Genomic DNA, 12,652 nt, shown 5'->3' with positions numbered 1-12,652 from the left:
CCGCTCATGTGGTGGTCGGGACCCGGTCGCGGCGCACCCGGGCCGGCCCCGAGGCCGGTACCTCCAGGCCGCGCGCCCGAGCGTCGGGCACCAGGACGGTGACGTCGAAGTGCTCCTTGGTGAGCCGCTCGAACAGGTTGCCCGGCCCGATCACGTGGACCCGGTCCACCCCGAGGGCGCGAAGCCGGTCCACGACCAGGGGGAAGTCGACCGGTGTGACGCAGTCGTCCCGCAGCAGGGCCCGCAGGTCCCGGGCGGAGTCGACGAGCGCGCCGTCCGACCCCCGGACCAGGCCGAGCCGAGCGTCCCGGAAGGCGAACCCGGACAGGGCCCGCCCGATCCGGTCGCGCAGCGGAGCGTTCACGCCGCTGTGCTCGGCCTGGGGAAAGGTGAGCACGGGCACCCCTCCCCCGGCCCGGACGGCCCGTTCGAGAGCGGGCAGGCTCTCGGCGGAGACGTTGAGCAGGTGGATGGTGTCGCTGAAGTGGCCCGCCACCTCCGCCCACCCTCCCCCTGCCTCCACGTCCTCGCGCAGCTGCGCGAGACGCTCCCGTCCGACCCGGTACATGAAGTGCGAGACCCGGCCACGATCGGTGGCGTTCCACTCGTTCTCGCAGGTGGCGACGGCCTCGCCCATCAGCATCATGTCCGCGAAGGACAGCGCTCCGGAGAAGTGCAGGGCGGGGAGGTGACCGATGCTCGCGGCCGCGCAGACCCCGGACTCCGCCCCCTCCTCCTCCCGGACCCGGTCGGCCAGGGCCGCGCAGGTGACGAGGTAGGCCCGCCGGACCTCGGGCGAGTAGGACTCCGTGGCACCGGCGAACCCGGACAGGACCCGGTGGCCCAGGACCTCCTCCGCCTCCTCCAGCCGTTGGCGGGCGTAGGGGTCGGTCTCCAGGAACTCGCCGACCTTGGCGTGCAGCGGCGGCACCGTCCCGCCGAAAAGGACAGCCCTCATGACCGGACCGCCAACGCGTCCTCGAAGGAGGACGCCTGGTCGAAGCGAACCACCTCTGCCCGCCGGGCCAGGGTCATGAACCGGAAGGACTTGCCGATGAAGTGGCCCGGGCCGACCACGACGAACCGGGTCGTGCCGAGTTCCAGGAGGCGCTCGATCCCCCGCGACCAGTGCACGGTGCGGGTGTACTGGCGGATCAGGGCGTCGCGCACCTCCTCCGCCGTGGACAGCGGGGTGGAGTCCATGTTGCAGATCAGCGGCACGTCGGGGGTCCGTACCCGGTCGCGCTGCCCCCACTCCGCCGCGAACCGCTCCTCGGCGGGCGCCAGCATCGGCGCGTGCCCGGGCGGCCCGTGCGGGATGCGGACGCCGACCCCGCCCCCGGCGGCCGCGAGCTCGTTGACGGCCGTCAGCGCCGCGGCCTCCCCGGAGACGACCATCTGGTCGTCACCGGTGACGGCGCAGGGAGCGGCGTCCAGCCCCCGGGCGGTGAGCTCCTCGATCTTCGCGAACACGGACGGCAGGTCGACGCAGTAGCAGAACGTGCTCCCGTAGTCGCGGCCCGAGAAGACCTCCCCCTCGACCGTGGCCATGGTCCGCACGGTGCGCACCGCGTCGTCGAACGCGAGGGCCCCTGCGGCCGCGGCCGCCGTGATCTGGCCCAGGCTCAGACCCGCCATGTACGCCGCGCCCTCGCGGTACCGGTCGGGCAGGGACTCGTACAGCGCCACGCCCAAGGCCACCGACATGGGCCGGATCAGCGGGCCCTGGTTGACCAGGTCCGCGTCGGCGGAGTGGAAGGCCTCGTCCAGGTCGACGCCGACCGCCTCGGAGGCCTGCTCCAGGCGGCGCCGCACCCGGGGCAGGGCCTCGTACAGGTCGCGGTAGTCCCCCGGGCGCATGGCGACCTGGGGGTTGAACAGGATCGCGGTCCGCTCGCTCATCGTGTCTTCGCCATCCCCCGGATCACCGACGTCAGACCGCCGTCGACCACCATGGTCTGCCCGGTCATGTAGCTGGAACCGTCGCGGGCGAGGAAGACGACCGTCTCCGCGATCTCCTCCGGCCGCGCCGGACGCCGCAGGGGGATGCGCTCGTTGATGATGACCTCCTTCTGCTCGATCGGGAACTGCTGGATCATCCCGGTGTCGTCCGAGTAGCCGGGGGCGACGGCGTTGACCCGGACCCCGTGCATGGCGAACTCGGCGGCCAGGGACGCGGTGAGCCCCGTCAGTCCCGCCTTGCTGGCGCAGTAGGCGCTCAGGCCGCCCTTGCCGACCAGGCCGAGGATGGAGGAGACGTTGACGATCGCGCCGGACCCCTGGAGCATCATCGGCAGCGCGCACGCCTTGATGCAGTGGTAGGCGCCCACCAGGTTGGTCTGGATCACGTCCGTCCACCCCTCGGTGGAGTCCGTGGAGACGATGGTGCCCGCTGTGCAGATCCCGGCGTTGTTGACCAGGACGTCGATCCGGCCGTACTCCTTGGTCAGACCCTGGACGGCGGCGGAGACGCCCTCGTAGTCGCGCACGTCGACCCTGAGGGCACGGGCCGTGCCCCCGGCCGCGCTGATCTCCTCGGCGGTCTTCTCGGCCACCTCGGACCGGTTGAGGTAGCCCACGGCCACCGTGGCTCCGAGGTCGGCCAGCCGGGTCGCCACGGCACGGCCCAGTCCGCTGCCGCCGCCGGTGACGAGGGCGACCCTGCCTTCGAGTTCCTTGGTCATCTCACGACTCCTCTGCTTCCGCGTAGGCCCGGCGGATGTCCCGGGGCCACTGGTCTCGCATGTACGCGCGCAGCAGCGCGCGCGCCTCGGCCTTGTCCGAGGCGGGGACGGTGTCACCGAAGAAGGCGTCGCCGGTCATGCCGCTCTCGTCCGCGCCGTAGTACTCCTCGCGCAGGTAGGAGGTGACGACCGCGTCGTGGTAGGCGCCGTCGAGGAAGAAGTAGTCGCGCAGGACCCCCTCGATCACCATTCCGGACTTGATCATCATGCGGACGACGCGGACGTTGAAGGCGGCCGTGACGAACTCGACCCGGTGCGCGTTGTGGGCGTGGAACAGTTCGTGGACCAGCAGCCACGACGCCTCGCCCCCGCACCCCGAGTCCCAGAGTTCGCTGTCGCCGATGACCCCGCCGACGGTGTAGCTACCGGGGTACTTGCGCTGGCGCCACTGCACCAGGCCGACAGGGACCCCGTCGTGCGTGCGGACCATCGCGTACTTCTCGGGCCCCGCCGCGATGGCGCCGCGGATGTCCGACGTGCTCGTGAACCGGGCAGAGCCGCCGGTACTGAGCGCCCCGACCATGCCGCGCCGGAACCACTGGGCGACCAGCGGGAACTCGTCCTCCTCGATCGCGGAGACGGTGACCAGGGCGCCCTTCACTCGCCCGCCCCCCGGCGCTCGGACAGGAAGAGCGCGATCGAGGCGGGCGTACGGAAGGTCTCGGTGGCGATCTCGGAGACGTCGAGGTCGTAGCGCTGGCGCAGGTCGGCGAGAAACCTCAGGACGTCCATGGAGTCGATCCCGTAGTCGCACTGGGGGCCGAACAGTTCCTCGTCGCCGCCGATCGACTCGGGGTCGACGTCGAGTTCGAACAACTCCACATAGACCTTCTTGACTTCACTTTCGAACGACTCGGTCTTACTCATCTGTCCATTCCAATCACTGTGGGGATGATGGATGTTCTTGTATGTTCATTCCTGCTCGACACGTATTCATCGAACGGCGGGAACGAGGAACACATGGCAGCGGAATTCACAGCGGACGAATCGGTGGTCCTCGACATCGTTCAGGAGGCGACTGACGCCCCGGGAACGCCGATCACGAGGGGCGACCTCCTCCAGGACGTGGGGGTGGACTCGATCGCCGGATACGAGATTCGTCTACTGATCAGGGAGAGGTGCGGGGTGGAGGTCCCGGAGGAGGGGTTCGAGGACCTCGGCAGTGTGGGGGACCTGCTGGACCTGGTCCGCGCTCAGGCGGCGGGGGCGGCCTGCTGACGCAGGCACATGCTGCCCCAGAGGAAGCCGGCCCCGATGACGGCGATCAGCACGTGTTCGCCCGCGCGGGGCCGGCCGCTCCTCTGGAGCCGGTCGAGCACCGTGAAGATCGTGGCGGCACCGGTGTTGCCGTACTCCTCGATGGTGGTCACGGCCTTCTCCCTGGGCTGTCCCAGCGCGTCCATGAGGCCGGTCACGAGGTTCTTGTTGGCCTGGTGGAAGACGTAGTGGTCGACCTCGTCCGCGCGCAGACCGGCGAGCTTGAGCGTCTCCTCGACGCTCGGCGGGACGCGGGTCATGACCTGCTCCCACACCTCCGGACCGTTCATCTTGAGGTAGTGGCGGCCGGTGCCCACGACCTCGGGGCCGAACGGTTCGCGCGTTCCCCCCGCCGGGACCTCCACCCCGTGGGAGAGGGTCCCGCCCAGGCTCCAGGACAGCACCCCGCTGGACTCCTCCACCGGCCCGAGGACGGCGGCGCCCGCCGCGTCGCCAAAGAACACCCGCGTGGAGCGGTCGTCGGGGTCGGTGATGCGCGAGAGCGCCTCGGCCCCGATCACCAGCACCCGCTGGAACTGTCCCCCCTGGAAGAGGTGCAGCGCCGTCCACATGCCGTACAGTCCGCCCGAGCACGCCGCCTGGTTGAGGTCGAGCGCCACCGCACGGCGGGCGCCGATCCGCTCGGCCACCGTCAGCGCGGTGGAGGGCAGCAGCTGGTCGAAGGTGAAGGTCGCGACGATGACGCAGTCGAGGTCGGCGGCGTCGGTCCGAGCCTCCTCCAGAGCGCGTTCCGCCGCGGCGACGCACATGTCGGTGGTGCCGACCCCCTCGGGCAGGAACCGGCGTTCGCGGATGCCGGTCCGCGCGACGATCCACTCGTCACTCGTGTCGAGGCGCCGCGAGAGCTCCTCGTTGGTGACCACGGTGTCGGGGACGTGGGAACCGACCCCCAGGATTCCCACGGGGTACCTGTGGGGAAGCGTGCTGCCGGAGGTGGAGGGGACATCCTGGTGTGGTCTCATGACACTTCCTTCGCACTGGGGGGTGCCTGGTCAGGGGGTGTCCCCGGAGAGCGGTCCGGGGACGCGGGGAGGGAGCTCAGCCGCCGTGTGCTGGGGTCGAGGGAGACCCACACGGCGACGACCGACATGAGCAGGGTGAAGCCCAGGAACAGGGGCGGGGTTCCGGCGAACTGGAGACCGAACCCCGCGGCGAGGGGTCCCAGGGGCGCGGCGACGCCCGTGACGAACGTGCAGGCGCTGCCCACCCGGGCCTGGAGCCGGTCGGGGGTGTTCAGGAGCTGGTAGGTGCCGAGGATGATGGACAGCAGCGGCGCGGCCGCCATGGCCCCCGCGAGCGGGAACACCACCGTCCAGTGGTCGACGAGGGGGATCGCGACCACGACCGTGACGGGGAGCCACCACAGCGCGGCCAGCACCAGGGTCCGGGAGGAGAACCTGCGCAGCAGGGCCGAGGCGCCCAGCGCGCCACAGATCCCGCCGAGGCTGGCGACGCCGAGCACCGTCCCGATCTGGCCGGTGCCCACGCCCGCCTCGGCGCCGACCATGACGACGGTGAGCACGACACCGGTGATCACCAGGTTCGGGGTGACGCAGCTGAGCAGCAGCACCCGCAGCTCGGGGCGCGCCCAGATCCACGTGAACGCCTCGGTCCAGGTGTGGTGCCTGCCCCCGCCCCCGGAACCCCGGGGCGTCCTCGGGTCCTGCAACCGCTCCTTGACGAAGAGCAGCCCGAACGCCGCGAACGCGTGGCCCAGGGCGGCCGCGCCGAACGGCAGGGCCCGGGACGCGGCCATCAGCCACCCGCCGAGCACCGGTCCGACGAGCGAGGCGACCTGGTTGCGCGCCTCGTTGCGGCCGACCGCCGCGGACAGGTCGCCGGGCCGCACGATGTGCCGCAGCGCGGCGCGCTCGGCGAACCGGTAGGCCTCGTGCCCGACCACGTCCACCAGCGCGACGACCACCACCAGCCACAGCATCCAGGTCGCCCCAGTGAACAGCCCCGCGCACAGGACCGCCATCGCGAGCATCCGGGTGCCCTGCGCCGCGATCATCAGCGCGCGCCGGTCGAACCGGTCGGCCGCCGCCCCGGCGGGGAGCCGGGCGGCCACCGCCGCCACCCCCAGGAGGAAGGTCACCGACCCGGTCAGGGCCGGTGTGCCTCCCAGGTCCAGGAGGATGACGGGGTAGGCGACGGCCCCCATGCCCGGCCCGAGCTGCGCGGCGAACTGACCGGTCCAGAGGATACGGAACGACCGGTTGACGCGCAGGGGGGCGCGGGTGTGCTCAGGGTTGGCCACGGAGCGCCTCCGCAGGGGGTACCTCGCCCGCTCTTCGCGACGTCAGGACCGACACGACCGTGGAGAAGACCAGGGTGACCCCGACGACCCCGACCAGCACGGACACCGGGACCGTGTAGACGACCCCGGGCAGGTCCACGCGCAGCGAGTCGACCAGCCCCGGCGAGACCGCGAAGCCCAGACCCACACCGAGGGCGATACCGCTCACGGTGATGACCAGCGACTCGATCAGGAAGAGCCTGCGTACCCCGGACACCTGCATGCCGATGGCGCGCAGAACGCCGATCTGGTTGCGGCGCTCGGAGATCGACCTGATGCTGACCACCCCGAGGGCGGCGCAGCCGACGACCAGGCCGAAGCCCATGAACGCCATCAGCAGCCACTGCACGACACCGTTGGACGAGGCCTGGAACTCGACCTCCTCCCGCATGGGGGTGGTGGTGACGCCGTGGTCCATCAGCGCGCGCTGGAGGGCGACCTCCAGTCGCGCGGCCCCGTCGGGGTCCTGGGCCCGGACGAACCAGTTCGCCGGAACGCTGTCCCGGCCGGTGACCCGGCTCAGCCCCTCTGACGAGGTGACGACGTCGCCGAGGTAGGCCGCGCTGCGGTCGACCACACCGATGACCCGGAGCGTGGTGCGGCCGCCGTCCGGGGCGGTGACCTCCAACCGCAGGTTCGCGGGGAGGTGGTCGTCCAGGACGTCCACTCCCTCCAGTTCGAGGTCGCCGCCGCCGCCCACGAAGGCCGCGGAGTCGCTGGGGATCATGGCCGCCGAGACCACAGCCGTGTTCGGGGAGCGGCGGAGTTCGTCCCACACCTCCTCGGAGGTGTCCAGGCCGTCCGCGCGCAGGAAGACCGGGTAGCGGTTGCCCAGGAGGTAGTCGTCGTCGGCGCCCCAGACCCGGACCTCCTCGGCCCCGCCGTCGGCGTCGACCTGGCGGGCCCGGGCCCGCACCTCCTCGTACCCGCCGACGCCCGAGAGCTTCGCGGTGTCCACGCGCGGGCTCTCCTCCAGCACGCGGCGCAGTTCGGGCGGCGCGCCCTGGGCGGCGACCCACTCCGCCCGCACGTCGTACCCCCCGGTCACCGACCGGTGGTCGGAGTAGACCTGGTTGACGGCGGCGGTGACGAACCCGCTGAGGGTGATGGTGAGGACGACGATGCTCAGCATCGCGATGGTCATCCCGGCCTGGACCCGGTTGCGCACGGAGTAGGCCACCGAGATGGGCACGACCGAGGTCATCGCGGGCAGGGGCGACAGGACCCGGCGCAGGAACCGCTGGACGAGGTCGCTGTTGGCCACGAACAGCCACACGCCCGCGGCGACCAGGGCCATACCGGCGAGGAAGAACAGCGTGATGCCGGAGCCGGTGTCGCCGAACAGCTCGCCCGGCACGGACCAGAGCGCGATCACGGCGACGGCGCACAGCGAGTGGGCGGCCCTGGCGGGCACCCGCACCCTGGGCAGGAGCGCGCCCAGCCCGCCGAGTGCCAGCGTGAGGCCGGTCAGGGTTTCGGTCGCGGTGCCGTTCTGGACTCCCAGAGCGGCCGTGGCCAGGCCCAGGAGGAGGACGAGCACCAACAGCGGAACCGACCACCAGCGGCGTCGGCGCGGTACCTCGGCCCCGCGCAGCGCCGCGACGATGTCGACCTTGGAGGCGCGCACGGCCGCCAGGGTGAACACGGCCGTGATCACGCAGACGCCGATGAGGTAGGCGGTCGCCATGGCCACGGGGTCGAAGCCGAACTCCAGCGGTGGGGCGGGCATGGACGGGTCGGTGACGCGGTCGCTCAGCACACGCGAGGCGGCGGCTCCCGCGAACCAGCCCAGCAGTGTCCCGGCCGCCGACGCCAGGACGGCGTAGCCGAGCCCCTCGACCGCGAGGACCAGGCCCAGACGGCCCCGCTTCATCCCCATGGCGCGCAGGACGCCGAACTCCTGACGGCGCTCCCCCGCGAGCATCATGACGACCAGGACGATGAGGAGCACGCCCGCGACCATCGAGAGCTGGCTGAAGAGGAGGAAGAGGGTGGCCAGGTCGTTGGCGAGGCGGTCGGCGCTGCCGTGAGCGGAGGCGCGCAGCGGCTCGGCGTCCCATCCACGGTCGTCGACCAGCCCAGACAGGTCGGTGCGGACGGGGTCCTCGTCCTCGTCCCAGGTGACCTCGCCGCCGTAGGAGAGGGTGACGGTGTTGACCCGCCCGTCGAGGTCGGTGGCGCGCTGGAGCGCGGACAGCGGTACGAGGGCCGAGCCGGGCGGAGTCAGCGGCGCCCCGGACTCGTAGACGCCGACGACGCGTGCCGGGCTCCCGGCGACCTCGACGGTGTCGCCGCGCTCGGCGCGCAGTTCCCGCGCCGCGGCGTCGCTCAGCAGGACGTCGTCCGCGCCCAGGCCGTCGCGGGCGATCTCCTCGCCGTCACCGTCGAGAAGGCGGATCGCGGTGTCGTTGTTGGCGGCGCCGAGCACCATGAGCCCCGGGTCGCCGCGGTCGGCCCGTGCGTGGGAGACCGGCAGGCGCAGAGCCAGTAGGGAGGAGACGGTGGTGTCGGGGTCGTCGAGCGCCCGCTCGATGGAACGGACGTCGTCGCGGTCCAGCATGGACGGATCGGCGTCGGTGTCGTCCCGGTCGGTGTCGTCCCGGTCGTCGGTACTCCGGGCGTCACCGTCCCCGGTCCGGTCGTCGCCTCCCGGGGTGACGACGGCGTCGATACCGCCGAGGTCGGCGGTCTGCTGGGCCCGCATCGCCTGGTGGAGCGTGGACTCCAGGGTGAAGGACGCGGAGAACAGCAGCGCGGCGAGGGACAGGCCCATGGCCACGAGCAGGGTCTGGCCGGGGCGCCGGCCGACGTTGCGGGCGGCGATGCGCACGCTCAGCCTGCCGCGCGCGGAGAGCGCGGCGAGCCCTATCAGCAGGAGGGGGGACGCGACCGCGACGGCCAGCGTGATGGCGTCGTTCATCTACTCGTCGCCCCCGGCGGGAGTGGCCTGGCGGTCGGTCCGCGCGTTGGTGACCTCGACCCGGTCCACGCGGCCGTCGAGCATGTGGACCTCGCGGTCGCCGAAGGCGGCCACGTCGGGGTCGTGCGTCACCATGATCAGGGTGAGGCCGTCGGCGTGGAGCTCACGCAGCAGCGCCAGCACCTCGGAGGTCGAGGAGGAGTCGAGGGCGCCGGTGGGCTCGTCCGCCCAGACGATGGCCGGGTCGTGCACGATGCCCCTGGCGATCGCGACCCGCTGCTGCTGGCCGCCGCTCAGCTGGGCGGGCAGGTGGTCGGAGCGTTCTCCCAGCCCCACGCGCGTGAGTGCCGTGAGCGCCTTGCGACGGGCCTCTCTCGGGCGTACCCCACCCAGGAGGAGGGGCATCTCCACGTTCTCGACGGCCGACAGGACCGGGATGAGGTTGTAGCCCTGGAACACGAAACCGGTGCGGCGCGCGCGCCAGGCGGTGCGGCCGCGCTCGGACATGGCGTGGATGTCGTCCCCCTCGACGAGCACGCTCCCGCCGTCGATCCGGTCGAGGCCGGACGCGCAGTTCAACAGCGTCGACTTGCCGCATCCCGAGGGCCCCATCACCGAGACCCACTCGCCCTCGGCGACGTCCAGGGAAACTCCGCGCAGCACCGGAACCGCGATCCGACCATCACCGTATGTCTTTGTTATGTCTTTTGCTCGTACGACTGGGTTGGTCACGGGTTCCCTTACTGGTGTCGCGCCCCGCCACCGACCAGCGGCGGCACGCGGCGGCACTGTGCACTCGTTCAGTTCCGAAGAAGATCTCCGTCTGAGTGCCAAATCGAAGCAGAGGAAATGACCCTTGTCAACACTTCTCGGAGATTCGGATACCGCAATACCCGGCAGGTTTCAGCCAGTGAGACAAAGGAACCGGGTACCGGTTCGCGAGAATGGTTTGACCATTGCTCACACGACCCCGCAACACACCCTTCTCACCATTGCCTTTGCGGAATCCGGGACTGACCCAAACCACTTCACACCAGCCCTACCGGGTCGGACGGGAACCTGGAGAACCACTGTGCGTAGGGGCCTCAGCACGCGTTTCAGCCTTTCGGTACGCGATCCCTCGGCGCACACCGAACGCTGTCGAACACAACCAGAACGCGTTCTCCCGCCATTCACGTTCACCGGAGAACGCCCGAACGGGTGGCGCGCGAAAGAAAACGGAACCCCATGGTTCCCCCACCTTAAGACTCTTTTAAGACTGCATTAAGTTGAAAACCGGATCATTTCTCCACACGCGGGCACGGCGAAGAAGACCACCGAGTTCGGGCGAGGGAATCACGCACCCGAACCGGAGGCCTTACGTCGAAAGGAACTACAAATGTTCACCCAGGAAGTCGCCGATACTCTTTCTGGCCACCTGGCTGGACAGCCCTCCCCAGTTCAGATCGAACATGTGCTCCGTCCACGGCAGTTCCACGTGGTGATGGGGAACCCCCACCGACGCGAGCCGGTCGACCATGCGGCCGTTGTCCTCGGTTCCCAGGAAGAAGTCGTGGCCCGCGGTGATGAGCAGGGTGGGCGGGCTGTCCTCGTCGACCTGGAGGATGGGCGACATCGCCTCGTACTCCCGCGGGTGCTCCTCCGGCGGACCGCCGACCATGCGTTCACTCGACTCCACCAGGTCGTCTCCCACCGGCGACCGGCGCTGACGCCAGGGCACGGGCGGCGCCTCGGCGGTGCCGTCCGTCGCCGAGTACCAAGCGACGACCGCCCCGATCTCGGGGACCTCGGTGTCACAGCTGGGGGCGGGCTCCTCCGAGTACGCGGCGAGCAGTACCAGGAGCCCTCCCGCCGACTGCCCGTTGAGCGCGATCCGCTCGGGGTCGCCGCCGTAGTCGGCGGCGTTCTCGCGCACCCAGCCCAGGGCGCAGCGCACGTCCGCCAGGGCGACCGACCAGTCGCCGTCGGGGAAGTAGCGGTAGTCCACGTCGAAGACCACACGGGTGCCGCCGCTGTCCGCGAGCCAGGTGTCCCATCGGGGCAGCAGGCTCTGCGGCAGGTCCTCCGCGCCGCCGTGCACGTTGACCACGACCGGGAGCCGGGCGCCGTCGGGCACCCCGCCCTCGGGCCGCCACACGTCGAGCTCCAACGGTTCGCCCCCGGGGCTGGCGTACTCGACCGTGACCGGCTCGCGGTCGGCCCGGGTCGCGAACCCGGCCGCGTACTGGAGGGGGTCCAGCCGCAGGCCCTCCTCACGGGCCGTCTGCCAGACGGAGACCGAGGGGACCAGCGCCAGGACCATCAGGAGCGCGTTGGCCCCCGCGAGCACGGCGGCGCCGCGCCCGCCCCCCGAGCGCAGGGCTCTCAGCGCGAGCACCGCCCCGACGAGGGCGGGCAGCGCGAGGAGGGCCGAGAACTCCAGCACGACCAGCGCGGCCTGCCACATCTGGAGAGACAGGGGTGGCAGGAGCACCAGGCCGACCCCGGCCAGGCCGGGAAGGCCCAGCAGTGCCGAGCCGGTGACGAGAGCCCGTGAGCGGGTGGGGGCCTTTGAGGTCAAGCGAGCACAACCTTAATACGTCCGTATCGATACGAGCGTATCATTCATGCCCGCCCTGTGCCAGAATGAACCCGTGCCAAAGATCGTGGACAAGGAGAGCAGACGCCGCGAGATCGCGGAGGCCCTGCACCGGATCGCCGCGCGCCAGGGCCTGGAGGGTGTCAGCGTCCGGACCGTCGCGGCGGAGGCCGGCCTGTCGGCGGGCGCCGTCCAGCGGGAGTTCGACTCCAAGGACCAACTGCTCCGCTTCGCCCTCCACGTGACCGTCGACGAGGTCGCCGAACGCTTCGGACGGTTACGGATCGGGCCGGGCCGACTCGACTTCGCGGGCGCCCTGCGCCAGGTCCTGCTGGAAATGCTCCCCACCGACGAGCGGAAACTGGCCCAGGCCCGGATCTGGGCGGCCTTCTACGCCCGGGCCGCGGTGGACCCCGTGTTCGCCGACACGCTCAGGACCCTGACCGAACAGACCCGCCTCAGCTTCCTCCGCCTCCTGGAGTACGCGCGGGACCAGGGCGCCCTGACCGCCGAGCAGGACCTCGAGGCCACCGCCGAGATGCTCCTGGTGGTCATCGACGGCCTCTGGATCAGCTCGGCGAGACTCCCCGAGGACGCCCCCCTGGACGGACACCGCGCCGCCGTGGAGGCCGCCGTCCGGCTCCTGGAGCAGTGAGCGCCCCGCCCCTCCCGACCGCACCGGTGGCCCGAACCGCCCAGCACTCCCCAAAGCGCCCAGCCCACCACGAAACTACCCACGGGTAACCCCGGTCTCCCCCCACCCGCCCGTCCCTCGTTAGGGTTCCGGTGACCCCGCCCGGGCACCGCGTCCCGCGCGGCCACCGGCAGCACCC

At 71.2% G+C, this 12,652-nt stretch carries 12 protein-coding genes; 2 read left to right on the top strand and 10 right to left on the bottom strand.

The features are described from left to right. Positions 1–4 precede the first annotated feature (4 nt). From ABZ635_RS09415 to ABZ635_RS09395, 5 genes are read right to left on the bottom strand one after another with little or no spacing between them, the layout of a single operon-like run. Positions 5–958, bottom strand: coding sequence for an ACP S-malonyltransferase (locus ABZ635_RS09415; protein ID WP_357761429.1), 954 nt, complete (start codon positions 956–958; stop codon positions 5–7). Beyond that, a complete protein-coding gene (locus tag ABZ635_RS09410) occupies positions 955–1,902 on the bottom strand; it encodes an ACP S-malonyltransferase (RefSeq protein WP_357761427.1) in 948 nt (315 codons plus the stop codon). The genes ABZ635_RS09415 and ABZ635_RS09410 overlap by 4 nt, the downstream gene beginning before the upstream one ends. After that, the gene (locus ABZ635_RS09405) at positions 1,899–2,684 is read right to left on the bottom strand and encodes an SDR family NAD(P)-dependent oxidoreductase (RefSeq protein WP_357761424.1); all 786 of its coding nucleotides are present in this window, start codon (positions 2,682–2,684) and stop codon (positions 1,899–1,901) included. Before ABZ635_RS09405 ends, ABZ635_RS09410 begins: the two co-directional genes overlap by 4 nt. Position 2,685: 1 nt before the next feature. Then, entirely contained in the window at positions 2,686–3,345 is a 660-nt protein-coding gene (locus ABZ635_RS09400; protein ID WP_357761421.1) for a GNAT family protein, read from the bottom strand. Continuing rightward, on the bottom strand, positions 3,342–3,611 hold the full coding sequence (locus tag ABZ635_RS09395) for an acyl carrier protein (protein ID WP_357761418.1): 270 nt from the start codon (positions 3,609–3,611) through the stop codon (positions 3,342–3,344). Before ABZ635_RS09395 ends, ABZ635_RS09400 begins: the two co-directional genes overlap by 4 nt. 93 nt (positions 3,612–3,704) lie before the next feature. Here ABZ635_RS09395 and ABZ635_RS09390 point away from each other — a divergent pair, with 93 nt between their 5' ends. Further along, entirely contained in the window at positions 3,705–3,962 is a 258-nt protein-coding gene (locus ABZ635_RS09390; RefSeq protein ID WP_357761415.1) for an acyl carrier protein, read from the top strand. On the opposite strand, the gene ABZ635_RS09385 is transcribed toward ABZ635_RS09390, so the two are convergent. The 5 genes from ABZ635_RS09385 to ABZ635_RS09365 form a co-directional block, all read right to left on the bottom strand. Continuing rightward, entirely contained in the window at positions 3,938–4,984 is a 1,047-nt protein-coding gene (locus tag ABZ635_RS09385) for a ketoacyl-ACP synthase III (RefSeq protein ID WP_357761413.1), read from the bottom strand. The genes ABZ635_RS09390 and ABZ635_RS09385 overlap by 25 nt on opposite strands. After that, positions 4,981–6,282, bottom strand: coding sequence for an MFS transporter (locus ABZ635_RS09380; RefSeq protein ID WP_357761410.1), 1,302 nt, complete (start codon positions 6,280–6,282; stop codon positions 4,981–4,983). The genes ABZ635_RS09385 and ABZ635_RS09380 overlap by 4 nt, the downstream gene beginning before the upstream one ends. After that, complete coding sequence (locus ABZ635_RS09375) at positions 6,269–9,241, bottom strand: FtsX-like permease family protein (protein ID WP_357761407.1); 2,973 nt, start codon at positions 9,239–9,241, stop codon at positions 6,269–6,271. The genes ABZ635_RS09380 and ABZ635_RS09375 overlap by 14 nt, the downstream gene beginning before the upstream one ends. Then, positions 9,242–9,904, bottom strand: coding sequence for an ABC transporter ATP-binding protein (locus tag ABZ635_RS09370; RefSeq protein WP_357761404.1), 663 nt, complete (start codon positions 9,902–9,904; stop codon positions 9,242–9,244). A 709-nt stretch (positions 9,905–10,613) separates the two neighbouring features. Continuing rightward, entirely contained in the window at positions 10,614–11,801 is a 1,188-nt protein-coding gene (locus tag ABZ635_RS09365) for an alpha/beta hydrolase fold domain-containing protein (protein WP_357761401.1), read from the bottom strand. A 73-nt stretch (positions 11,802–11,874) separates the two neighbouring features. Here ABZ635_RS09365 and ABZ635_RS09360 point away from each other — a divergent pair, with 73 nt between their 5' ends. Beyond that, positions 11,875–12,474, top strand: a complete 600-nt coding sequence (locus tag ABZ635_RS09360; RefSeq protein WP_357761399.1) for a TetR/AcrR family transcriptional regulator — start codon at positions 11,875–11,877, stop codon at positions 12,472–12,474. Positions 12,475–12,652 lie beyond the last annotated feature (178 nt).

The sequence above is a fragment of the Nocardiopsis sp. NPDC007018 genome (assembly GCF_040635075.1).
In the GTDB taxonomy this organism is placed as follows: Bacteria; Actinomycetota; Actinomycetes; order Streptosporangiales; family Streptosporangiaceae; genus Nocardiopsis.
The sequence above is the reverse complement of the archived record's forward strand: the minus strand, read 5'-3'. Positions and strand labels throughout refer to the sequence as shown.

Excerpts from the sequence above, each read along its gene's own strand:
- ABZ635_RS09410 (WP_357761427.1), bottom strand. The coding sequence starts at position 1,902 with ATGAGCGAGCGGACCGCGATCCTGTTCAACCCCCAGGTCGCCATGCGC.
- ABZ635_RS09415 (WP_357761429.1), bottom strand. The coding sequence starts at position 958 with ATGAGGGCTGTCCTTTTCGGCGGGACGGTGCCGCCGCTGCACGCCAAG.
- ABZ635_RS09395 (WP_357761418.1), bottom strand. The coding sequence starts at position 3,611 with ATGAGTAAGACCGAGTCGTTCGAAAGTGAAGTCAAGAAGGTCTATGTG.
- ABZ635_RS09405 (WP_357761424.1), bottom strand. The coding sequence starts at position 2,684 with ATGACCAAGGAACTCGAAGGCAGGGTCGCCCTCGTCACCGGCGGCGGC.
- ABZ635_RS09390 (WP_357761415.1), top strand. The coding sequence starts at position 3,705 with ATGGCAGCGGAATTCACAGCGGACGAATCGGTGGTCCTCGACATCGTT.
- ABZ635_RS09375 (WP_357761407.1), bottom strand. The coding sequence starts at position 9,241 with ATGAACGACGCCATCACGCTGGCCGTCGCGGTCGCGTCCCCCCTCCTG.
- ABZ635_RS09385 (WP_357761413.1), bottom strand. The coding sequence starts at position 4,984 with ATGAGACCACACCAGGATGTCCCCTCCACCTCCGGCAGCACGCTTCCC.